General features: G+C 65.4%; 19 protein-coding genes. 7 read left to right on the top strand and 12 right to left on the bottom strand.

All coding sequences use genetic code 11. The features are described from left to right. Window positions 1–7: 7 nt before the first annotated feature. The 4 genes from ACZY1F_RS19160 to ACZY1F_RS19175 all read right to left on the bottom strand — a co-directional run bounded on the left by ACZY1F_RS19160 (window position 8) and on the right by ACZY1F_RS19175 (window position 4,661). Window positions 8–529, bottom strand: coding sequence for a GNAT family N-acetyltransferase (locus ACZY1F_RS19160; protein WP_463943990.1), 522 nt, complete (start codon window positions 527–529; stop codon window positions 8–10). A 145-nt stretch (window positions 530–674) separates the two neighbouring features. Next, entirely contained in the window at window positions 675–1,838 is a 1,164-nt protein-coding gene (locus ACZY1F_RS19165) for a mannitol-1-phosphate 5-dehydrogenase (RefSeq protein ID WP_463943992.1), read from the bottom strand. Next, a complete protein-coding gene (locus tag ACZY1F_RS19170) occupies window positions 1,838–3,883 on the bottom strand; it encodes a PTS mannitol transporter subunit IICBA (RefSeq protein ID WP_463943994.1) in 2,046 nt (681 codons plus the stop codon). Before ACZY1F_RS19170 ends, ACZY1F_RS19165 begins: the two co-directional genes overlap by 1 nt. Before the next feature lie 49 nt (window positions 3,884–3,932). Continuing rightward, window positions 3,933–4,661: a TetR/AcrR family transcriptional regulator gene (locus ACZY1F_RS19175; RefSeq protein ID WP_463943996.1), complete on the bottom strand. Its 729-nt coding sequence runs from the start codon at window positions 4,659–4,661 to the stop codon at window positions 3,933–3,935. Window positions 4,662–4,822: 161 nt separating this feature from the next. Here ACZY1F_RS19175 and ptsP point away from each other — a divergent pair, with 161 nt between their 5' ends. Next, window positions 4,823–6,508 (top strand): phosphoenolpyruvate--protein phosphotransferase, encoded by a 1,686-nt coding sequence (ptsP, locus tag ACZY1F_RS19180; protein WP_463943998.1) that lies wholly within the window; start codon window positions 4,823–4,825, stop codon window positions 6,506–6,508. Between the two features lie 67 nt (window positions 6,509–6,575). Beyond that, on the top strand, window positions 6,576–6,854 hold the full coding sequence (locus tag ACZY1F_RS19185) for an HPr family phosphocarrier protein (RefSeq protein WP_463944000.1): 279 nt from the start codon (window positions 6,576–6,578) through the stop codon (window positions 6,852–6,854). Here the strand turns inward: ACZY1F_RS19185 and ACZY1F_RS19190 are convergent. Continuing rightward, window positions 6,820–7,605, bottom strand: coding sequence for an alpha/beta fold hydrolase (locus ACZY1F_RS19190; protein WP_463944002.1), 786 nt, complete (start codon window positions 7,603–7,605; stop codon window positions 6,820–6,822). The two genes, ACZY1F_RS19185 and ACZY1F_RS19190, sit on opposite strands and share 35 nt — an antisense overlap. A 49-nt stretch (window positions 7,606–7,654) precedes the next feature. Here ACZY1F_RS19190 and ACZY1F_RS19195 point away from each other — a divergent pair, with 49 nt between their 5' ends. Continuing rightward, window positions 7,655–8,050 carry a helix-turn-helix domain-containing protein gene (locus tag ACZY1F_RS19195; RefSeq protein WP_463944004.1) on the top strand — a complete coding sequence of 132 codons (396 nt, stop codon included), beginning with the start codon at window positions 7,655–7,657 and terminating at the stop codon, window positions 8,048–8,050. Between the two features lie 60 nt (window positions 8,051–8,110). On the opposite strand, the gene ACZY1F_RS19200 is transcribed toward ACZY1F_RS19195, so the two are convergent. Next, window positions 8,111–9,328 carry a PucR family transcriptional regulator gene (locus ACZY1F_RS19200; RefSeq protein ID WP_463944006.1) on the bottom strand — a complete coding sequence of 406 codons (1,218 nt, stop codon included), beginning with the start codon at window positions 9,326–9,328 and terminating at the stop codon, window positions 8,111–8,113. A 233-nt stretch (window positions 9,329–9,561) separates the two neighbouring features. Here ACZY1F_RS19200 and ald point away from each other — a divergent pair, with 233 nt between their 5' ends. Continuing rightward, window positions 9,562–10,680, top strand: coding sequence for an alanine dehydrogenase (gene ald, locus ACZY1F_RS19205; protein WP_463944008.1), 1,119 nt, complete (start codon window positions 9,562–9,564; stop codon window positions 10,678–10,680). 103 nt (window positions 10,681–10,783) lie between these two features. Here the strand turns inward: ald and ACZY1F_RS19210 are convergent, their stop codons facing one another. The 6 genes from ACZY1F_RS19210 to ACZY1F_RS19235 all read right to left on the bottom strand — a co-directional run bounded on the left by ACZY1F_RS19210 (window position 10,784) and on the right by ACZY1F_RS19235 (window position 18,921). After that, entirely contained in the window at window positions 10,784–11,854 is a 1,071-nt protein-coding gene (locus ACZY1F_RS19210) for a Gfo/Idh/MocA family protein (protein ID WP_463944010.1), read from the bottom strand. Between the two features lie 140 nt (window positions 11,855–11,994). Next, window positions 11,995–13,713: an ABC transporter family substrate-binding protein gene (locus ACZY1F_RS19215; protein ID WP_463944012.1), complete on the bottom strand. Its 1,719-nt coding sequence runs from the start codon at window positions 13,711–13,713 to the stop codon at window positions 11,995–11,997. A 49-nt stretch (window positions 13,714–13,762) separates the two neighbouring features. Then, entirely contained in the window at window positions 13,763–15,994 is a 2,232-nt protein-coding gene (locus tag ACZY1F_RS19220) for an ABC transporter ATP-binding protein (protein WP_463944014.1), read from the bottom strand. Continuing rightward, window positions 15,991–16,965 (bottom strand): ABC transporter permease, encoded by a 975-nt coding sequence (locus ACZY1F_RS19225; protein WP_463944015.1) that lies wholly within the window; start codon window positions 16,963–16,965, stop codon window positions 15,991–15,993. The genes ACZY1F_RS19220 and ACZY1F_RS19225 overlap by 4 nt, the downstream gene beginning before the upstream one ends. Window positions 16,966–16,967: 2 nt before the next feature. Continuing rightward, a complete protein-coding gene (locus ACZY1F_RS19230) occupies window positions 16,968–17,951 on the bottom strand; it encodes an ABC transporter permease (protein WP_463944017.1) in 984 nt (327 codons plus the stop codon). Between the two features lie 361 nt (window positions 17,952–18,312). Continuing rightward, window positions 18,313–18,921, bottom strand: a complete 609-nt coding sequence (locus tag ACZY1F_RS19235; RefSeq protein ID WP_463944019.1) for a TetR/AcrR family transcriptional regulator — start codon at window positions 18,919–18,921, stop codon at window positions 18,313–18,315. Between the two features lie 122 nt (window positions 18,922–19,043). On the opposite strand from ACZY1F_RS19235, the gene ACZY1F_RS19240 reads away from it, so the two are divergent. From ACZY1F_RS19240 to ACZY1F_RS19250, 3 genes are all read left to right on the top strand, one after another. Continuing rightward, window positions 19,044–19,601: an NAD(P)H-dependent oxidoreductase gene (locus tag ACZY1F_RS19240; RefSeq protein ID WP_463944021.1), complete on the top strand. Its 558-nt coding sequence runs from the start codon at window positions 19,044–19,046 to the stop codon at window positions 19,599–19,601. Window positions 19,602–19,815: 214 nt separating this feature from the next. Then, entirely contained in the window at window positions 19,816–20,637 is an 822-nt protein-coding gene (locus ACZY1F_RS19245; RefSeq protein ID WP_463944023.1) for a GerMN domain-containing protein, read from the top strand. 56 nt (window positions 20,638–20,693) lie between these two features. Beyond that, on the top strand, window positions 20,694–21,998 hold the full coding sequence (locus ACZY1F_RS19250) for an aminotransferase-like domain-containing protein (RefSeq protein WP_463944025.1): 1,305 nt from the start codon (window positions 20,694–20,696) through the stop codon (window positions 21,996–21,998). Window positions 21,999–22,049 lie beyond the last annotated feature (51 nt).

Raw genomic sequence — 22,049 nt, forward strand, 5'->3', positions numbered from 1 at the left:
CCCGGGGTCAGAGCGTGAGCTTCATGCCCTCATGGCTGGCGTCGAAGCCGAGCCGCTCGTAGAACCGGTGGGCGGCCGCCCGCGACTTGTGCGTGGTCAGCTGCATCAGCGTGCAGCCGCGGCGCCTGGATTCGTCGATGGCCCACCCCACCATCAGGTTTCCCAGGCCATTGCCGCGAAGGCTGCCCGCCACGCGGACCGCCTCAATCTGCGAGCGCCAGGCGCCCTGCCGCGAGATGCCAGGCAGGAAACTCAGCTGGAAAGTGGCCACGACGGGGCCGGATTCTGCGCCGGGCGGCACCTGCTCCCCCACCACGAGCACATGGGACGGGTCGGCGTCGATCGCTTCGAAAGCCTTCTCGTACGGCGTCATGTCGTGGCCAAGTTCGCGGGCGGCGCCCAGGGCATCGTCGGCCAGCAGTGCCACGATGGCGGGCACATCCGCGGACACGGCGTGCCGGAGACGGAAGGTTCCGCCGTCGACGTCGGCAGTCAGCAAGGGGGTCAGTGCGCCCGGGTTCGTGGTCATCTCCCCAGCATTCCACAGCCGCCGCCAGCCCATCCCCGACGCTCTCTCACTTTTGGTGCCTTAAACGCCGACGCTCTCTCACCGCAGGTGACCAGTTCAAGGTGAGAGAGCGTCGGCGAAAAAGCTGTAGGAAGTGAGAGAGGGTTCAGGCCGGGGCCTTGTCCCCTTCTGCCTGGCGTTCTTCCACCAGCGTGGACACGGCCGCAAACAACGGGTGCTCCGGAGCCAACCCCGTGATCCTGGCCGTGGCGTCGGCAGGCGACGACGAAGCCAGGATCTGCGCGAGCTCGGTGGCCTCGGCGTCGGCGGGGTCGGTGAAGCGCAGGGCCGCCGCGATGGCACCCAGGAGCGCCTCGGGCACGATCCCGCGCTCGGCCAGTTCAGCCGCGGGGCCGATGAACCGTTCGTGCCGGCTGAGCTTGCGCATCGGGGCGCGGCCCACCCGGTTCACGGTGTCCGGCAGGTGCGGGTTGGAGAACCGGACCAGGATCTTCTGGACGTAGGCTTCCTGCTCGTCATTGTTGAAGCCGTGCTTGGCCACGAGTAGCTGCTTGGTCTCCTCCAGGACCGCGCGGACGTCTTCCGCGACGTCCTGGTCGGCCATGGCGTCGGAAAGTTTCTCCAGGCCTGCCTCGAACCCGAAGTACGCCGCGGAGGCGTGCCCGGTATTCACGGTGAAGAGCTTCCGCTCGATGTAGGGCGAGAGCTCGTCCACAAACGTCGCGCCCGGGATGGTCGGAGTAGCATCGCCAAAGGCCGTCCGGTCGATGACCCACTCGTAGAACGTCTCCACGGTCACGTCCAGGCCCTGCCCCGGCTCCTGGTTGGGCACAATCCGGTCCACGGCGGTGTTGGCAAACACCGCCATGGAGTCGAGGGAGCCGGCGGCTTCGTCCCAGAGCGCTGCCACTTCGGCCCGCAGGATATCCGTGGCGTTGATGGCGTTCTCGCAGGCCATGACCTGCAGCGGCGCCAGCCCGGCAGCCCGTGCGGCGATGCCCTTGGTGATGGCGGGTGCCACGAACTTCAGGATGTGCGGTCCCACGGCGGTGGTGACGATGTCCGCCGTCGCGATTTCCCGAACGAGCTCCGCTTCCTGCGTGCCGGAGTTCAGCGCACGGAAGTTGTCCACCGTCCGGACGGTGGGGTTATCCCCCACCTCGTGGACGTTGTAGCTGTCCGCTGCCGCCAGCTGGTCGATGAGCGCGTCCGCGACATCCGCGAACACCACCTCATAGCCCGCCTGGTGCAGCAGCAGCCCCACAAAGCCGCGGCCGATGTTCCCGGCTCCAAAATGTACTGCCTTCACTATGCGTTCACCTTTCCGAACAATTCCAGGACTTCCTCAACGGACGTGGCGGCTTCCAGCTGCGCCACCTGGGCCTTGCTGGTGAAGACCTTCGCGATGGAGGACAGGATGTGGAGGTGCTCGTTGTTGATGCCTGCCACGCCCACCACGAACTTGACCTGCTTGCCGTTCCAGTCGATGCCGTCCGGGTAGCGGATCACGGACACCGCGGACTTCAGGATGTGGTCCTTGGCGGCGTTGGTGCCGTGCGGGATGGCCAGGAAGCTGCCCATGTAGGTGGACACGGATTCCTCGCGCTCGTGCATGGCCGCGAGGTAGCCCTCGTCCACGGCGCCGCGGGCCAGGAGGAGCTGGCCGGCTTCGTCGATGGCGGCATCGCGGGTGGTGGCGGTGCCGTTGAGGATGACGCTGTCGGCCACGAGGATGTCTGACGGCGCCGCCGGCTCCGCAGCCTCGGCTGGTGCGGTACCCCTGCCGGCGGCAGGTGCCGCATCCACCGGGGCACTGGCCACGTGCGCGCCGTGGGCCGCGGCAGCACCGGCGTCGGGCGTTGCGCCTTCGGTGTTGTGCTCCTTGACCAGCTCCACGATCTCGTCGTACCGCGGGCTGTTCATGAAGTTATCCACGGAGTAATGCGCGGCGCTGGAGGTGACGGGCTTGGCGCGTTCGGTCAGGTCCTGGTGGGTGATCACCACGTCGTAGGTGTCGCTGAGGTTGGCGATCGCGGCATTGGTGACCTTGACGTCCGGGAAGCCGGCTGCCTTGATCTTGTTCCGCAGCACCGAGGCGCCCATGGCACTGGAGCCCATGCCGGCGTCGCAGGCGAACACGATGTTCTTGATGGGGCCGGCCAGGACAGCCGTGCCCACGCCTGCACCGCCGCCGATCAGCGCCGAGGACACTGAGCTCTTTTTGCCCTTCATGGCCTCCATCTTGGAGGTGGCGTCAGTCAGGTCCGTTTCGTCGCTGTGCTTGGTGGTTTTCAGGATCACCGAGGCCACCAGGAACGAAACCGTGGTGGCGAGCACAACCGCGAGGATCACTCCGACATAGCTGTCACGGGAGGTCTGGGCGAGCACGGCGATGATCGAGCCAGGCGCCGCCGGCGCGACAAGTCCGGAGCCGGTGACGGCCATGGTGGCGATGCCCGTCATGCCGCCGGCGATCGCGGCCAGGATCAGCAGCGGGCGCATCAGCACGTACGGGAAGTAGATTTCGTGGATGCCGCCGAGGAAATGGATGATCGCTGCGCCGGAGGCCGAACCCTTGGCAAGGCCCTTCCCGAAGAACATGTACGCCAGCAGAATGCCCAGACCGGGGCCTGGATTGGCTTCGAGCAGGAACAGGATGGACTTGCCCTGCTCCAGCGACTGCTGGATGCCAAGCGGGGTCAGCACGCCGTGGTTGATGGCGTTGTTCAGGAACAGCACCTTGGCGGGCTCGATGAAAATGCTGGTAAGCGGCAGCAGGCCGTTGTTGACCAGGAACTGGACCACGTTGCCGGCGCCGGTGCTGAAGGCCTGAACCAGCGGCGAGATGCCGTAGAAGCCCAGCATCGCCAGCAGTGCGCCCCAGATACCGGCCGAGAAGTTGTTGACCAGCATCTCGAAGCCGGGGCGGATCTTCCCCTCCCACAGGAGGTCGATCTTTTTCATGGTCCAGCCGCCGAGGGGGCCCATGATCATGGCGCCGATGAACATCGGGATGCCGGCGCCCACAATGACGCCCATGGTGCCGATGGCTCCCACCACGCCGCCGCGGACGTCGTAGACCATCCGGCCGCCAGTGTAGGCGATCAGGAGCGGCAGCAGGTAGGTGATCATGGGGCCAACCAGGCCCACATTGGGTACTCCCTCGGCGTTGGTGCCGAAGCCACCCAAGGCCGGGACCGGGATCCAGCCCTTCTCAATGAAGAGGGCCGTGATCAGCCCCCACGCGATGAACGCGCCGATGTTGGGCATGATCATGCCGGACAGGAACGTCCCGAACTTCTGGACGCCGACCCGCACGCTGGTGCGGGGTTTCGCAACTGTCTCTGTTGCCATGTGCTTTCCTAACCGTCATTCCTGCTGCAGCGCAGGATGGGTCCGATACTTACGACGACGTGCTGGTGGAGATCCGGTGAAGCCATTCGAGGAACAGTTTGAGTTCCGAGCTTGAGAGCTGGTCTGAATGCGATGCCTGAAGCGCGGCGTTCAGGGCAATCGCTGCCACCACCACCGAGGACTTGCCGGAGTCTTCCGGGGCGGCCCCTTCGGCTTGTGCCGCAGACACCGCAAAGATCATGGCGTCCCGGGTCATGATGGACAGGTCAAGATTCCGTTCGGCTGCGGGTTCCGCAATCAGCATCAGGGTCACACCCACGTTGGCTGCCAGGATGGACCTGGCTGCTTCGCGCGGCTGGACGTTCAGCTGGCCCGCTGCCGCTGCCTTGTTCAGCATCTCCTCCATCAGCGCCTCGGCATCGGCGACGATGGCGGGGCGGCTCTCCGGGCGGATATTGCCGAACATCACCAAGTACAGTTCCGGCTGCTTGAGCCCGAACTGGACGTGGTTATCCCACATCCGCCGGATGTCTTCCAGCGGATGCCCGGACGGGGCGAAGTCCCTCTCGCCCGCAACATACTCTTCAAAACCTGCGGCGACGACGGCGTCGAAAAGTCCTTCCTTGTCACCGAAGTGGTGGTACAGCGTGGGCGCCGTAACCCCTGCCAGCTGCGTGATCTGGCGGGTGGAGACCGCTGCTCCCGCGGACTTTGCCAGCAATTCGGCTGCTGCACGCAACAGACGCATTTTGGGGGGAAGCTGGCCATCCAAACTCATAGCCGCTACCCTATCACCTATAGCATTGCTATATGAACTGAATCACATACAATTTTTTCAGGCACGTTTCCGCCCTCGCACATAGTGGTCGCGGCGGCCCCGGCACGGCGCCGGGATCAACCTAGGCGGGCCTGGCTACCGGCAGAGAATGAGGACCTTCAGTGCAGACCTTCCCAGGAGTTGGCGTCAGCCCCGGCCGCATCATCGGAACCGTCCGGCAGATGCCCAAACCGATCAGCGAACCCCCCGCAGGCGAGCAACTGCCCCCCGGAATCACGGCCGAGGATGCGACCGCCGCCCTCAAGGCAGCCTCCCAGGCCGTCCACGACGAACTGAAGTCCCGTGCCGCCCACGCCACCGGAGACGGCAAAGCAGTCCTGGAAGCCACGGCCCTGATGGCCAAGGACACCATGCTGATCAAGGGTGCGGCCAAGCTCGTTGCCCGCGGTGCCTCGAGCGAGCGCGCCATCTGGGAATCCGGTTCCTCCGTTGCTGAAATGCTTCACAACCTGGGCGGCTACATGGCCGAACGCGCCACCGACGTCCTGGACGTCCGCGCCCGGATTGTGGCTGCACTCCGCGGCGTTCCTGCGCCCGGCATCCCCTCCTCCAGCACGCCGTTTGTGCTGGTGGCGGAGGACCTGGCACCGGCCGACACCGCAACCCTGGACCCGAACAAGGTCCTGGCTCTCGTTACCGCTGGCGGCGGCCCGCAGTCCCACACCGCCATCATCGCCCGTTCCCTGGGCCTGCCGGCCGTTGTGGCTGCCGTTGGCGTGGACGAACTCGCCGACGGCACGGAAGTCTATGTTGACGGCGCGGCAGGCAGCATCAGCGCCGATCCCGACGACTCGCTGCGTGCCGCGGCGGAAGCGTGGGCGGCCACAGCTTCCCTGCTGGCCGAGTTCAGCGGCACGGGCACGACGGCGGACGGGCACCTGGTGCCGCTGCTCGCCAACGTTGGCGGCGGCAAGGACGCCGAGGCGGCCGCCAAGCTGGGCGCCCAGGGCGTGGGCCTCTTCCGCACCGAATTCTGCTTCCTCGAACGGGACTCCGAGCCCAGCGTGGAGGAACAGGCCGCGGCCTACAAGAGCGTTTTTGATGCGTTCCCGGGAAAGAAAGTGGTTCTCCGGACGCTGGACGCTGGCGCCGACAAGCCGCTTCCGTTCCTGACCGACTCCACGGAGCCCAACCCGGCGCTGGGCGTCCGTGGCTACCGTACGGACTTCACCACACCGGGCGTGCTGGACCGCCAGCTGGAAGCCATTGCCCTGGCCGAGAAGCAGTCCGAAGCGGATGTGTGGGTCATGGCTCCGATGATCTCGACGGCGGAAGAAGCCGCCCGCTTCGCCTCGATGTGCGCCGACGCCGGCATCAAGACGCCCGGCGTGATGGTGGAAGTCCCCTCCGCCGCACTTACCGCCGAGGCCATCCTGCGCGAGGTGGGCTTCGCGAGCCTGGGCACCAACGACCTCACCCAGTACGCCATGGCCGCGGACCGCCAACTCGGCCCGCTCGCCGGGCTGAACACCCCGTGGCAGCCTGCCGTGCTGCGCCTGGTGGGGCTCACGGTGGAAGGGTCGCGCGCGGAGGGCCACAACAAACCCGTGGGCGTCTGCGGTGAGGCGGCCGCCGACCCGGCCCTCGCCGTCGTACTTACCGGGCTTGGCGTCAACACCCTGTCCATGACCGCTCGGTCCCTGGCCGCCGTGGCAGCCGTGCTGAAAACCGTCACGCTGGCCGAAGCGCAGCAACTGGCCAAGCTGGCCCTGTCAGCGCCCAGCGCCACCGAAGCCAAGGCCTGGGTACGGGAAAAACTGCCCGTCCTTGAAGAGCTTGGGCTCTGACCACGCCCCGGTGACCAACCGCCCGCCGATCTAGCCAGACACCACGAAACACCCATCAGGAGGAACAATGCCCGAACGCATCGCCACCATCGCCAGCCGCTCCGGCCTGCACGCCCGCCCCGCCGCGCTGTTTGCCGAAGCCGCGGGGAACGTGGGCGTGGAGGTCACCATCGCCATGCAGGGCGAACCTGACGATGAGGCACTGGACGCGTCAAGCATCCTGTCGCTGATGACGCTGGGTGCCGCCAAGGGCGACGTTGTGGTGCTCCGGGCCGAAGGCGACGGCGCCGACGCGGCATTGGATTCGCTGGTCAAGCTCCTGGAAACGGACCTCGACGCCGAATAGCCGCCCAGCTGGTGATCGCGGCGGCCGCCGGCCCCGAGGCGGTGTGCTGGAAAACGTGGCCATGGCCCGGAATTTCCGACATGCTGCCCTGCGGGACCTGGGAAGCCAGCCGACGGCACCAGTCGCGCCCGGCCACCGGGTCCTGGCTGCCCCGCAGCACCAGCAGCGGCTGGCTGATTCCACGGATCCTGGCCTCAATGGGATACTGCATCATCACCGGCAGCTCAGTGAGGTACCAGCGCGGGCCCGCCCGGAGATAGTCCGCGAAGACGATGGCATTCGCCGACGGGCTCTCGCTGAACATGGCGTCGCGGGTCAACGCCAGCGCCTGCCGCGCCACCGACCTGCGGCGGGGGTCCACCACCGGACCCATCAGCACCACGGCATCCACGAGCTCCGGCTCCTGCAGGGCGAGTTCAACGGCATGCTGGGTACCCATGGAATGCCCGATCACCACGCAGGACGTCACACCGGCCGCATTTAGCGCTGCCCGCACGAACGCCGCGTACTCCCCCACCGGAACCTGACGCCGCGGCCTGGGCGCGTCGCCAAACCCTGGGAGGTCAAAGGAGTAGACGTCGGCCGTGAGGGCCAGCTCCCGGTGCAGCCGCGCGAAGTAGCGGTGGGAAACGCCGATCCCGTGGAGCAGGACATAGGTCAGCCGCCGCACATCGCTTGCCGGCGCCACGGAGCGGTACAGCCTGCCGGCCAGCCCGCCGGACTCAAGGTCCTCGCCATCACTGAGTTTCATCCCGCGAGCTTACCGCCGCCGCCCGGAGGTACAGGGTTAGGCTGATGGCATGGCACTGATAGCTCCCCGGATGACTGCCGGCCTACCGGCCGATGACGCAGGAAAACTGCAGCGGGCTCTTGAGGGCGGCAACGACATTACCGTTTTTGTGGACGGCACAGTCCACCGGCTGACGCCCGAGGCAAGGGACGCCGTCGTAGATCTCCTCAGCCGGTTCAGCCGCGGCGAATCGGTGACCGTCAGCAGCGTGGAGGAAATGCTCACCACCTCCCAGGCGGCCGAACTCGCCGGGATTTCCCACACGTATCTGCGCAACATGACCGATCGCGGCGAGATCCCCGTGGAATACCGCGGCACGCACCGCCGGATCAGGCTGGCGGCCGTTATGGCGTGGCTGGACCGGCAGAAGAAGCTGGATCAGCAAGAAAAGCCAGCGCAGGCCTAGCTCGGGGGTGCGCTGGATCCGGGGGTGGAGTGCTGCCGGGGTGGGGTGCCTCCGGGCGCGTTAGATCCGTGGGCGCGACGCCCAGCGCCGCATCTTCAGTGCCGCGTGGAGTTCCAGCCGGGGCATCCCCTTCAGCGGGTCCACCCCCAGGAGCTGCCGGATGCGGCCCAGCCGGTTGTAGATGCTGCTGCGATGCAGATGGAGTTTGGTGGCCACGTCCTGGACCGAACCGTCGTTGTCATAGATGAGCTCGAGAACCGGGAGAAGCTCATCGTTGCGATCGTGGTCCTCCAGCATCCGCACATAAACGGACCCGGAGTCAGCCCAGGCGCCGGCTCCCCCACCTGCCGAAGCCAGCAGCTGGTACACCCCGGCGGCACGGCAGTCCACCAGTTCGCCCAGTTGGGGGTCCACAGCCGCCGCCTGCGCCGCCATCCGGGACTGCCGGTACGCCTCGGCAAGCTCGCGTGGCTTGGCAAAACCCTCGCTGATGCCCAGGATGATGCGGTGCACCGGGCGGCCCGAACGTTTGGCCAGCTCCAGCTGGTAATGGACAAGCACCTGGGCATGGTTGGCCCGGCCCACCGACTCACGGAACAGCACCACAGAATGGGTTTCCGTGCCTGCGCTGAAGAGCGCCGCGTCCACTCCCACCGTGGCCTGCAGAGCCGCTGACCGGTGGATCAGCATGGATGCAATGGGGTCCGGGCCGCCGGCCCAGCCATCGGCGTCGAGCACTGTGACCATCTGCCACGGCCCCTTGCCCTGGATTTCCTTCCAGCCTGCGACGGCGGCTACCGCGTTGGCCTCGCCGGTACAGGCGGCCAGGAACTCACGTTCGCGGCCCCGCCGGAACTCCGACTCGGCGGTGTTGGAGTCCAGCAGCAGGGCGGAAAGGAGCTCGATCTCCGGGGCCACGTCCGGCAACTGGGAGAGGATCGCGGCCGGATTTTCCTCTGCCGAGTCCTGCTGCACCCAGAGATAGCCGACTCGAAAACCGCGCACCATCAACGGAACACAAACCCGGCCCAGCATGCCCAGGTCCTGGTTCGCGGGAATCGCGACGGGGCGGACTGCCGTGGCGATGCCGTGCGAAAGCTGCCAGGCGCTGACATCGGCCGGGACCCGTTTGCTTAACAGGAAGTTCACCCGGACCCGGTCCGCATGGGACTGGTTGGAGCTGTAGGCGAGCAGCAGGCCGTCCAGGTCCTCCAGCGACAGTCCCCGCCCAAGCTTTTGCGCCACCTGCTCCACGAGTTGCTCCACGTCCTGCTGCATGGGGCAACACTACTGCCCCGGCAAGCATCCGGGCGAACGAACAGCAGGCGACACCTGACGCTCTCACGCTGAACAATTGTCGACCCATGAAACCAAAAGTTCCCGTCCTGACGCGGATTTCGCATGCCCCGGAGGCCCCTTTCCTGTCAGTTGGGTCACAACCGGATTTATTCTGGAATCACAACTTCCCCCGCAATTTCGGGCCCACCCGGCCTGAGAATATGGAGCCACAAATGATCATCGGTGTCCCCAAAGAGATCAAGAACAACGAATTCCGCGTCGCCATCACCGCTGCTGGCGTCCACGAGTTCCGCACCCACGGCCACACGGTCCTGGTGGAGCGCGGCGCAGGCCTCGGCTCAGGGATCACGGACGAGGAATACGCGATCGCCGGCGCCGAAATCGTTGCCGAGGCCGATGACGTCTGGGCCCGGGCCGACATGGTCATGAAGGTCAAGGAACCCATCAAGGCCGAGTACCACCGCTTCCGCAAGGGCATGATCCTCTTCACCTACCTTCACCTCGCCGCCGAGCCCGAGCTCACGCAGGAACTCATCAACTCCGGCGTCACCGCCATCGCCTACGAGACCGTGCAGGAAGGCCGCACCCTGCCGCTGCTGGCCCCCATGTCCGAGGTCGCAGGCCGCCTGTCCGTGCAGGTAGGCGCCACCTCCCTGATGGCACCCGCCGGCGGCAAAGGCGTCCTCCTGGGCGGCGTACCGGGTGTCCGCCCGGCAAAGGTGGTTGTCCTCGGCGCCGGCGTCGCTGGCACCAACGCCGCCGCAATGGCACTGGGCCTCGGCGCCGACGTCACCATCCTGGACATCAACATCAACCGTCTCCGCGAACTCGACGCCCAGTACCAGGGCCGGCTCAAGACCGTGGCCTCCAACAAATACGAGATCGAAAAGTCAGTGGTGGACGCCGACCTGGTGATCGGCTCCGTCCTGATCCCCGGCGCCAAGGCCCCCAAGCTGGTCAGCAACGAACTCGTGGCCCGCATGAAGCCCGGCTCCGTGCTGGTGGACATCGCCGTGGACCAGGGCGGCTGCTTCGAGGACACGCACCCCACCACGCACCAGGAACCCACGTACAAGGTCCACAACACCATCTTCTACTGCGTGGCCAACATGCCCGGCGCCGTCCCCAATACCTCCACCTACGCGCTGACCAACGTCACCCTGCGCTACGCCGTGGCCCTGGCCAACCTGGGCGTCCGGGCCGCATTCGACCGCGACCCGGCCCTCGCCGCGGGCCTCAACATCGCCGGCGGCCACGTGGCACACCACTCCGTCTCCGAGGCACACAACCTGCCCCTCGTAGCGGACTGGCACGAACTGGTCTCTGCATAGTCCTTAGTTCGTCCCGCTGCGCTGGACGACACACATCCTCTGCGTGCTGCTCCTTCGTCGCTCTGACGCACGCTGCCGGATGTCTGTCGCCCAGCGTTTGTGGTTAATCCCTCGCAGCGGCCAGTTCGCGTGCCTTTTCTATTATTTTTAGGACCTCGACGGCGTCTGCCGGGTCTACTGGGAGGGGCAGCGGCGAGGCGGTGCCGCCGTCGTCGATCTTGGCTGCCAGGAGCCGGTAGAACTCGGGGTAGGCGCCTCGTTCTGTGGGCAGCGGATCGAGGTGGCCGTCGCGGCCTAGGGATCCTGCCCATTCCAGCGCCTCAACCCCGTATTCCGCGTCCAGCGGGCGTCCGCCGGCAACAATGTACGGTTCCTGCGGGTCGATCCCGTGCTTGGTGAACGCTCCAGTGGAACCGAGAATGCGGAACCGCGGGCCCTGCTGGGCGCAGAGCATGTTCATGCTCAGGTGGCTGGTCACCCCTGACTCGTGGTTGAGCACCAGGAAGACGTCATCGTCCACCTTCTCGTGCGGACGCCGCGCCTGCAGTTCCGCGTAGGCCACGGTAGCCGGCCCGAAAAGCAAAAGTGCCTGGTCGATGAGGTGCGTGCCGAGGTCGAACAGCACACCACCGCCATCCGCTGCCGTGGCGTCGGCTTTCCATGCCTTGGAGATGTCCGGGGACCAGCGTTCGAAACTGGTTTCAAAGCGGGTCACGCTGCCCAGCGCTTTGCCGGCCCGCAGCTTCCGGACCGTGAGGAAATCGCCGTCCCAGCGCCGGTTCTGGAAGACCGTGAGCACGCGGCCCAGCCTGTGCGCGAGGGCGATCAGTTCCTGCCCCTCGGCACTGTTGACGGCGAAAGGCTTGTCCACCACAACATCGAGCCCAGCCTCCAGGGCAGCCTTCGCCAGCGGAAAGTGGGTGGCCGGCGGGGTCCCCAGCACCACAAGGTCGAGGTCCCCGGCGAACGCAAAGACAGCATCGCCGTCGGCCACTGTTTTGACCCCCGGGTACCGCTCCACGGCCGCAGCCTGCCTGCCGGCGTCGGACGTGGCGATGACGTCCAGCGAGTAGCGGAGATCCGCTGCGATGAGCGGCGCGTGGAAAACGCGCCCCGAGAGTCCATAGCCGACGACGGCGGTGCGGATAGTGCGTTCAACTTCAGTCCCGGTCATAGGCAAAACCGTACCCCCACGCTCTCGCAGTTAACGTGCATTAAAGCCAAACGCTCTCTCACTTCCCGCGGATGACCTGCCGGAAGTGAGAGAGCGTTGGCGAAAACCCCGCATTAAGTGAGAGAGCGTTACAGGGGGTGTTACTTCTTGATCCAGCCCAGGGTGGACCAGTCCGGAACCTGGGAGAGGCTCTGGAAGAGGGACGGGCCGTAGTTGGCCAGGCCGGTGCGGACGAAGGAGATCTGCGGGCCGTTCATCACAACACCCATGGAGAAGTACTTGGCCATGTGCTCCTTTTCAACGTCCATGGCTGCTTTGTTGCGCTCGGCGTTGTCCTCGATGGATGCAAGATCGGCGATCTTCTTGTCCAGCTCGGCGTCGCCCAGGCCGTTTTCGTTGGTCTTGGAGTCGTAGTACTGCTTGACGGCGTCGGTGGCATCCGGGCCAACGGTGTAGCCGGAGACGCTCATGTCGAAGTCGCGGCCGCCAATGACCTTGCCGAAGTCGGCAGAGGCGCGCTGGTCAATGCCAACATCCATGCCGCCGGCCTGGAGCTGCTTCTGCAGCGTCTGGGTGAAGGCAAGTGTGGTGGGGTCGTCACCGAAGTTGCTGATCTTGAAGGCGGCGGGCTTGCCGTCCTTCTCCATGATCCCGGCGGCGTTGGGCGCGTAGCCGGCGTCGGTCAGGACCTTCTTGGCAACATCCGCGCCGGTTTCCTTCACCGGGTAGTTGTCCTGGTAGTAGTCCGAGAACGGCAGGACCATCATGGAGCCGGAGCTGGGCTCTTCCCAGTTCAGGCCATTGAAGCGGACCTTGCGGAGGGCTTCGCGGTCAACTGCCGCGAAGATGGCCTCGCGGACGGCGACGTCGGTGATCTTCTGGGCGTTGATGTTCATGCCACCGGCGAAGAGTCGCTGGCCACGGCGGACCTCGGAGTCCTTGGTGCCTTCAAGCTGCTTGTACAGCGCGATGGTGTTGGCGGACATGGCGTCGATCTCGCCGTTCTTGAAGGCAGCGATCTGTGCGCTGGTTTCAAGCTGACGGAAGACGACGTTTGCCAGGACCGGCTTAGTGCCCCACCACTTGTCGTTGGGAACCAGCGTCACCGTCTTGGCTGCGGTGTCGTACTGGTCCAGCTTGAACGGTCCGGCCATCCACTCGGGGTGCATTTCGCCGTTGAAGCCTTCGTTGAAGATTTCCGGCGTGTTTACGGCGGGGTGGATCAGGCCGAAGAAGAGCGCATCCAGCGGGTAGACCGGCTGGGTGGTCTTGACGATGACTTCTTTGTCGCTGCTGCCCGCCTCAACCGACTCAACGAACTCGTAGGCTCCGGAGCTGACGATGTCGTAGCCGGCATCCGGGCTCTTGAGGATGTTCCAGGTGTTCTGGAAGGCCTTGACATCAATCGGCGTGCCGTCGTTGTAGGTGGCTTTGGGGTTGATCTTGATGGTGACGGTCTGCTTGCCGTCCGCCACCTTGCTCTCCACGGACTCGCAGAAGTCCTTATTCGGTGTTACCTTGCCGACGAAGTCGACCTTCCAGCAGCCGCCGATGCCGCCGCTGTTCACGGCCACCGGGTTCATGGGGATCTGCAGGGCGGAGTTGTCCGCGCTGTTGCCGTTGTTGGAGAACCCGTTGAAGTCCGGACCGATGTTGCCAAGCGGCAGGGTGACCTTGCCGCCGGGCTCAAGATCAGCGGCCGGCTTCTCGTTGATGCTGATGAGCTTGGCCAGGTCGCTTCCGGTCCCTTGCCCCTGAGCGGTCTCCGGTCCGGTGGGTGTTCCTCCACCGCCGCAGGCCGTCAGCGTCAAGGCTGCGGCAATGGCCGCTGCGCCGCCGATCTTGGTCAGATTCCTCATGGTTTTCCCTTCATAGGTGCGGGTGATGCTTGTGATGGGTCGAAAAAATCTAGGGTGCATGGGGTTCCGCCGTCTCGTGGACCACCAGCATGTGCTCGTCCAGTTCGCCGTCCGGGAAGAAGCAGGCGAACTGCTGGTCCGGTGTGGGCGCCGGGCCGGCTTCCAAAATCTCCACGGCAGCTGAAGGCTGCACGGCTTCCAGCGGCGGCTCCAGGGCCAGGCACTTCTCCTGCTTCGCGGCCGGAAGCGCCGCGAAGACGGGGCAGCGCGTGGCGAAGTTGCAGCCCTTCGGGGCATCCAACGGGGACGGCAGGTCCCCTTGCAGGATGATCCGCTCGCGGGTGCGCTCGAACTGCGGGTCCGGGACGGGGATCGCGGACAGCAGTGCCCGCGTATACGGGTGGCGGGGGTTGTCGAACACCCGGTCAACCTCACCGATCTCAACGATCTTGCCCAGGTACATCACCGCCACCCGGTTGGAGATGTGGCGGACCACGGAGAGATCGTGGGCCACCATGAGGTAGCTGAGGCCCAACTCGGCGCGGAGCTTGTCCAGGAGGTTGATGACGCCGGCCTGGACCGAGACGTCCAGCGCCGACACCGGCTCGTCCAGGACCACCAGCTTGGGGTTCACGGCCAGGGCCCGGGCGATGCCGACGCGCTGCCGCTGGCCGCCGGAGAACTGGTTGGGGAACCGGTTGACGTGGTCCGGCTGCAGGCCCACCAGTTTCATCAGTTCCATGATGCGTTTTTTGATGTCCGGCTTGCTAAGTCCGGCGTTCTGGAGCGGTTCTGCCAGGACTTCGTAGACGGTAAAGCGCGGGTCAAGGGCGCCCGTGGGATCCTGGAAAACCATCTGCATTTCCCTGCGCATGGCGCTTTTGGTCTTGGTGTCGGCAGCTTGCTTATTGCTGATGCCGCCGATGATCACCTCGCCGTCCTGGTCCTTATGGAACTCCATGATTTCCAGCAAGGTGGTGGTTTTGCCCGAACCCGACTCGCCCACGATGGAGAAGCATTCGCCTTCGCGGATGTCGAAGCTCAGGCCGTCCACGGCCTTCACGGTGCCGATTCGCCTCTTGAGCAGGGCACCCTTGGTCAGCGGAAAGTGCTTACGGACATCCTTGAGTTCCAGCACGGTTGCGCGCTCCCCGCGGGGGATGAGGTCGAAGCTCGAGACCGGGACTGGCGGGGCGGAAAAGATCTCGTGGACATCCACGTCCGCGCCGAGGGAGCCGGATTTGATGCACGCCGCCTGGTGGTAGCCGCTGCCCGGAACAGGGTTCAAGGACGGCTCGCCGTCCAGGCAGGCGTCGGTCACCAATGGGCACCGCGGCGCGAAGGAGCAGCCGGTGGGGGTGTGGAGGAGGTTCGGCGGGATGCCGTCGATGGGGACCAACGAGGATTTCTCCGCGACGTCCACACGGGGCACGGCCCCGAGCAGGCCCATCGTGTAGGGCATCCGGGGATCGTAGTAGATGTCATCCACGCTGCCGGTTTCCACCGGCTTCCCGGCGTACATCACCATGATGTCGTCGGCGATGCCCGCCACCACGCCCAGATCGTGCGTGATCATCACGACGGCGGCGCCCGTTTCCTCCTGCGCCGTGTGCAGCACCTCAAGCACCTGGGCCTGGATGGTGACGTCCAGGGCCGTCGTCGGCTCATCCGCGATCAGGACGCGCGGGTTGTTGGCGATGGCGATGGCGATCATTACGCGTTGGCGCATGCCGCCTGAGAACTCGTGCGGGAAGGCCCTGAGCCTGTTCCTGGGGCTGGGAATGCCCACCATCGCCAGGAGTTCGACGGCGCGGGTTTCCTTCGCCGCTTTGCTCATGCCCGGGTTGTGGATGTTGAGTGCCTCGGTGATTTGGGTTCCCACCGTGTACACCGGCGTGAGGGAGGACAGCGGGTCCTGGAACACCATGGCGATGTCATTGCCGCGATAGGCACACATGGCTTTGTCGCTCAGGCCCAGCAACTCCTTGCCCTTGAGCCTGACCGAGCCGGAGATCTCCGCGGTGGAGGGCAGCAGGCCCATGATGGCCAGCGATGTCACGGACTTGCCGGACCCGGACTCCCCCACAATTCCCAGGGTTTTGCCGGGCATCAGGTCGAAGTTGACGCCCCGAACGGCATGCACAGCCCCGTTTTCGGAGTTGAAGCTGACGTTCAGGTCCCTGACGGACAGGACAGCGTCCGACGGCGAGTGGAGACCGGCAATGTGGAGCCGCTCGGCCGCTGCGGGGGCCGGGTCAGCTGGCTCAAGGAAAGTGCTCATTTGCCCTTCTTCTTTGCGCTGTTCTTTTTGGCCCGGCCAACAGAGCTGGAGCTCGGGTCAAAGGCGTCCCGGAGGCCATCGTTCATCATGGCCAGGGAACCCGTGAGCAGGAACATCACGGTGAGCGGGACCCAGAACATCCAAGGAAAGGTCTGGACCTGGGACGTGGCGCCGCCAATCAGCACGCCGAGGCTCACATCCGGCACCTTGATGCCGATGCCGATGAACGAGAAAGCCACTTCGGCCAGGATGGCCCCGGTGACGCCGCGGGTGATGTCCAGAACCAGCAGCGAGCCGATGTTGGGGACCAGGTGCCGCCACACGATGCGCCGCGGCGGGACGCCCATGTACTGGGCCGCCTTGACGAAGTCCCGCTGCATCAGCGACATGGACATCGAGCGGATCAGCCGTGCGGTCCCCATCCAGCTGAACACCAGAAGCACGATGATCAGCAGGAGCCAGCTGGGGAGGTTCTTCTTCAGGCCGTCCCCTCCGCCGCTGGTGGCCACCGCCACCACCAGCAGGGCGGGCATCATGATGAGCGCCTCCAGGACGAAGAGCATCACCTTGTCCACTTTTCCGCCGAAATAGGCCATGGTGCACCCGTAGACCGCGGCGACCAGGACGGACACGAGGCCAACCACCAGGCCGATCATGATAGAGATCCTGGTGCCTTCGACGGTCATGGCGTAAAGGTCGATGCCGGCCTGCGACGTGCCCAGGAAGTGATCAGCGGACGGTGGCATGCCGATGTTGAAGGGGTCGAGGGTCTCCTTGTCCCAAGGAGTAAAGAACCCGCCGACGAAGGAGAAGAGGGTCAGGCCCAGGAAGATCGCCAGCCCTGCGACGGCCGTCTTGTTCCGCATAAAACGGCGGAAAATGATGGTGGACTTGGCGATCACAACATCGGCGCTTTCGAGGTGCGCGTCCTGCGCGACCGCTGCCGGATCAATGGCGTTGAGGTTGGTCATGGCTACTGCACCCTCACTCTCGGGTCCACAAGCGTGGTGGCGAAGTCGGCCAGAATGGCGCCCAGGGCGAAGATGACCGAGCCGTAGGCGAGGGTGGCTGTGGCCGCATTGACGTCCTGCAGAGAGATGGCGTCAATGCTCCAGGAGCCCACTCCGGGCCAGGCGAAGATCTTCTCGGCGAAGAAGCCGCCGGCGAAGATGGCCGGGATAGTGAACGCAATGCTTTGGGCCACCGGGATGAAGGACACCCGGAGGGCGTGCCGGGTAATGGCCTGGTTCCGCGTTAGCCCCTTGGCGCGTGCCGTCCGGACGAAGTCCGCATTGACGTTGTCCAGCAGGTACTGGCGCTGCGCGATCTGGTACGAACCCCAGCCGACGAGGGTGATGGCGATCGTCGGAACCGCATAGTGGCCCACCATGTCCACAAACTGCGACCACCCGGGCTGCATGCCCGGCGTGGAGATGCCCGTCACGAAGAAGATGCGCTCCCCAACGGTCTCGTTGATGTTGATGGCACCGAGCTGCACCAGGAAGTAGGCAATGGGGGCGGGCACGATATACGCGAGGTAGCTGTATGAGGTGATCACCCGGTCCTGGAACTTGTACTGCCGGGCCGCCGAGTACACCCCGAGGGCGACACCGATGACAAGGGTCAGGACGATGGATGCCAGGAAGAGCCGGGTGGAGATCCAGACGCGGTCACCGAATTCGGCGTTGATGAACGCGCCGTTGGGGCTGCGTCCCCAGTCCCAACGGGTCACGATCCCGGTGAGCCACTCAACGTAGCGTTGCCACGGGCTGAGGTCCGGGTCCAGGCCTTTCAGGCGCATGGAATTGGCCACCTGCTCGGGTGTGGGGCGGGGAATCCGTTCCTGTTCGAGGAGCGCCGGCTTGAGCGAACTGACCGCCAGGAAATAGCCGGCAGACGTGGTCAGGAAAATCATAAAGACATAGGTGATGCCGCGCTTGGCGAGGTACCTGATCATATGGCAGCTACTTCAGGATCTTTGCCGCCTGGACTATGGACGGACACTCCAAGGGGTCGCCTTGGGCTGGCAACGGATTTCCTGCCTTCACTGCATCCACGTTCCAGATCCTTCCGATTTCCCCGGCCAGCAACGGGTCTCGCTGCCACCGGGTTTCCACCAGCGTGTAGCCGGTCTCCCGCGACCAGCTCAGATGAAGTCCGGGTGGACTATGTTGCGGGTCACATTCCAGAGGAAACTACCACAGAGTAGCGCCGAAAATACGGGCACCTGAGCGGAATCCGCGGCCGCCGTATCAGATCGTTATGAATAATTCAGAGGAATCGATTTGACTGGACGATTTGCCAGATTTAGGCGTACTCTACCGCCCGCGGACCACTCGGGTGACAAGGTCCCGCCAGGAATCGGTCAACCGCTCGGGCGCCAGGCCTTGGACGCGGACGGCGTGCAGGAGCCGGTCCGGATCGAGCGTGGCGGCCAAGGACATGGCCATCAGCAGCGGATCCGCATCCATGCCTGCCTCGCGCAGGAGATACTCGATATGGCGCTGCCACAGTATGACGGCCGGGACCTCGTAGCGGCCGTGGTGTGAAGACTCAGCAGCCCTCGCCAGGTCCCCGTGCTCCATCACATACGCGATCCGCTCCGCACCGAAGGCGATCAGCCGCTCCAGCCCCGGAGCGCCCGGTCCCAAGGGCGGCGGCCCGAACATAAAGCGGGCCTGGAAGGCCGCCTCGGAATCGCTCAGCAGCGTCATCATCAGCCCCGCACGGCTGCCGAACCGGCGGAAGACGGTGCCCTTGCCCACGCCGGCCCGCTCGGCCAGCTTGTCCATGGTCAGGGCGTCCGGTCCGCACTCGGCAATCAGCTCCCGTGCCGCGCCCAGCAAACGCTCACGGTTCTGCGCAGCGTCACGGCGCTCAGCGGGCGGGCCGGAGAGCGAACCGGGCAGCAGCGGGACAAAGCTCACAGTCCATATCCTAGCCCCGGGAATAATAATCGGACTACGGTCCGTTTAGACCATGAAGGCACCAAGCCTCCACCCTTCCACCGGCCAGCGGTCCCGTCCGCAGCCCGACCCTAGGAGTCCATATGTCGAAGAGCACCGTCCTTACCCTTGTTGGCAGCCTCCGCGCCGAATCCACCAACCAGAAGCTGGCCGAAGCCATCCAGCTGAACGCTCCCGATCAGGTTGACGTGGTCATCCACGAAAGCCTGGGCAACATCCCGTTCTACAACGAGGACATCGACGTCGAAGGCCAGGTTCCCGCCGCGGCCGCCGCCCTCCGCGCCGCCGCCAACGAAGCCGACACCCTTCTCCTGGTGACCCCGGAACACAACGGCACCGTGCCCGCATCACTGAAGAACGCCATCGACTGGCTGTCCCGCCCCTTCGGTGCCGGCGCCCTCTCCGGCAAGCCCACCGCCGTCGTCGGTACCGCATTTGGCCAGTTCGGTGGCGTGTGGGCCCAGGACGAAGCCCGCAAGGCCGTGGGCATTGCCGGCGCCCAGGTGCTTGAGGACGTCAAGCTCGCCGTGCCGGGCTCCATGGTCCGCTTCGCCGAGCTGCACCCGAAGGACGACGCCGAGGTAGTGGAGCAGATCAAGGGCGTCTTCGACGCCCTCGCCGCTGCCCAGCCGGCAGCGTAAGGCAGCCGCACGCAGCAGCGCCAAGCAACCAAATGCCCCGGGCACCGAAAGGTGTCCGGGGCATTTGTTACCGCACCGTGAGCAGGTTGGCGGCCGAGCCCGCTCGCGTGACCAAGTCTTGTTCGAACCGGTACCGCGCGGGCATTTTCAGGGCTGAGGGACCGCCGTAACGTTAAGGGCACGGAAAGCATAAGCACGGGAACGCGGTGCGGACATGACAAGCAGGCGGAGCGCCGGAAAGCTGATGGCGACGGCGGCAGCAGTCACGCTTCCGCTGTGGCTGGGATGCTGCGCCCCCAGTGCGAATCCACCTGCCGGCAGCAGCGTCCCGGCAGGTGCCACCACCCTCGAACGCCCTGACCTCTCCCAGCCGCCCCTGATTCCAGCTCCGCAGCCGCAGGCGCCCGCGGAGGCCACCGGCTCGCCGCCCGGGCCTTCAAACGACTCGTCCGGCGGGGTGCCCGTAACGGCAGGGCGGAGCCCGGGAACCGCTCCAGCGTCCGTGCCGGCTTCTCCCGGGATCGCCACGCCCATCGGCGGTGCGACACCCGGTACAAGTGTGGCCGCAAGCCCATCGCCGGCTCCCGAGCCCTCGGCGCCGCCCCCGGCCGTGCCCGCTCCTGGCCAGTCCACCGGATTCCAGACGGTGACCGCCTACTACGTACTTCTCGACGACGGCGGGGCCGGGGGTGTTCGCTTTGGCTGTAACGACAGCCTGGCCGGCGTCCGCCATACCGTGGCCGGATCCGCGGAACCTTTGGCCAACGCCATTCGCGCCCTGCTGGACGGAGCCGCAGAACCGACGCCCGGACTGTACAACTCCCTGGCCGGCTCAACCCTGACGTTCCTGTCCGGCACCTTCGACGGCACCTCGGTGACGGTGTACTTGTCCGGCTCAATCCGTCCAGCGGGGGTGTGCGACATCCCGCGCATCGAGGCCCAGCTCACGCAGACTGCCGTCGCTTCCGTGGGCGCCATCCGCGCCGAGGTCTACATCAACGGTGTGGGGCTCGCCGAAGCATTGAGCCTCAAATAAGGCCGTTGATCAACAACTGTTGCCTGATCGGCAACTACTGGCTGTATCCTGAGGATGTGAGCCACGAAACACTTGATGCCGGCGCATTGCAGCTGCCGGCCGAAGCCATTGATGCCATCGAGCGCGCGGCCACGTCCGCCCACCGCGCCGCCCATCCCCACGAGGCGCTGTTTTCAGAACGCGCAGCCAACATTAAGCAATCAGCGGTCCGGGACGTTTTTGACATCTCGATGCGCCCGGGGCTGGTGTCCCTTGCCGGGGGCAGCCCTTACCTGCAATCCCTTCCGCTGGAGCGGCTGGCCGCAACGGCTGCCAGCATCATCGCCGACGAGGGGCTCACCGCCCTGCAATACGGCGGCGGTCAAGGCACCGAGGAACTGCGCACCCAGATCTGCGATGTGATGGCGGCCGAAGGAATTCTGGACGCGATCCCGCAGAACGTGGTGATCACCGCAGGCTCGCAGGCGGCCCAGGATGTGGCCACCAAGGTCTTCTGCAACCCGGGGGACGTGGTGCTGGTGGAGAATCCCACCTACGTGGGCGCCCTCAACACGTTTGAGGCCTACCAGGTGGAGGTGGCCACCGTGGAGATGGACGACGACGGCCTGGTGCCTGAACTGCTGGAGGCCAGGATCGCCGCGCTCCAGACAGCCGGGAAAAAAATCAAGTTCCTCTACACGATCCCCAACTTCAACAATCCATCTGGCATTACCCTGGCGGAGGAACGGCGCCAGCGGGTTGTTGATATATGCCGGAACGCGAATATTCTGGTGCTGGAAGACAACCCCTATGGGCTCCTCCGGTACGACGGAAAACCACTGGAGCCGCTCCGCGCGGCCAACCCCGCCGATGTCATCTACATGGGATCGTTCTCCAAGATTTTTGCTCCTGGCCTGCGCATCGGCTGGGCATTAGTCCCGGAGCACCTTCAGCGGCGCTACTACCTGGCCTCCGAATCTGTGACGCTGTGCCCGCCCACCCTGAACCAGATGCTGGTGTCCGCCTACCTCAGGGACTACGACTGGAAGGGGCAGATCGAGACCTACCGGGAACTGTATGCCGAACGATGCACTGCCATGCTTGCGGCCCTGGACGAACACATGCCCGCAGGCACCAGCTGGACCAGCCCGGAAGGCGGCTTCTTCGTCTGGGTCACACTGCCCGAAGGCGTGGACACCTATCCCCTGCTGCAGAAGGCGATCGACGCCGGCGTCGTTTTTATCCCCGGGGCTGCCTTCACCCCGTCTGATGCGCCGTCCAACAAGCTGCGGCTGGCGTTCAGCGCGGTTCCGCCCGACGCCATCAGGGAAGGCGTGCGCCGTTTGGCCCCGGTACTGCGCGAAGCCCTTGCAGCGCTGTAACGTTGGCCGGACTGAGTGTGGCCAAGAGTGAAACCGAAAGAGGAGTACAAA

The organism is Pseudarthrobacter xylosi, assembly GCF_055412765.1.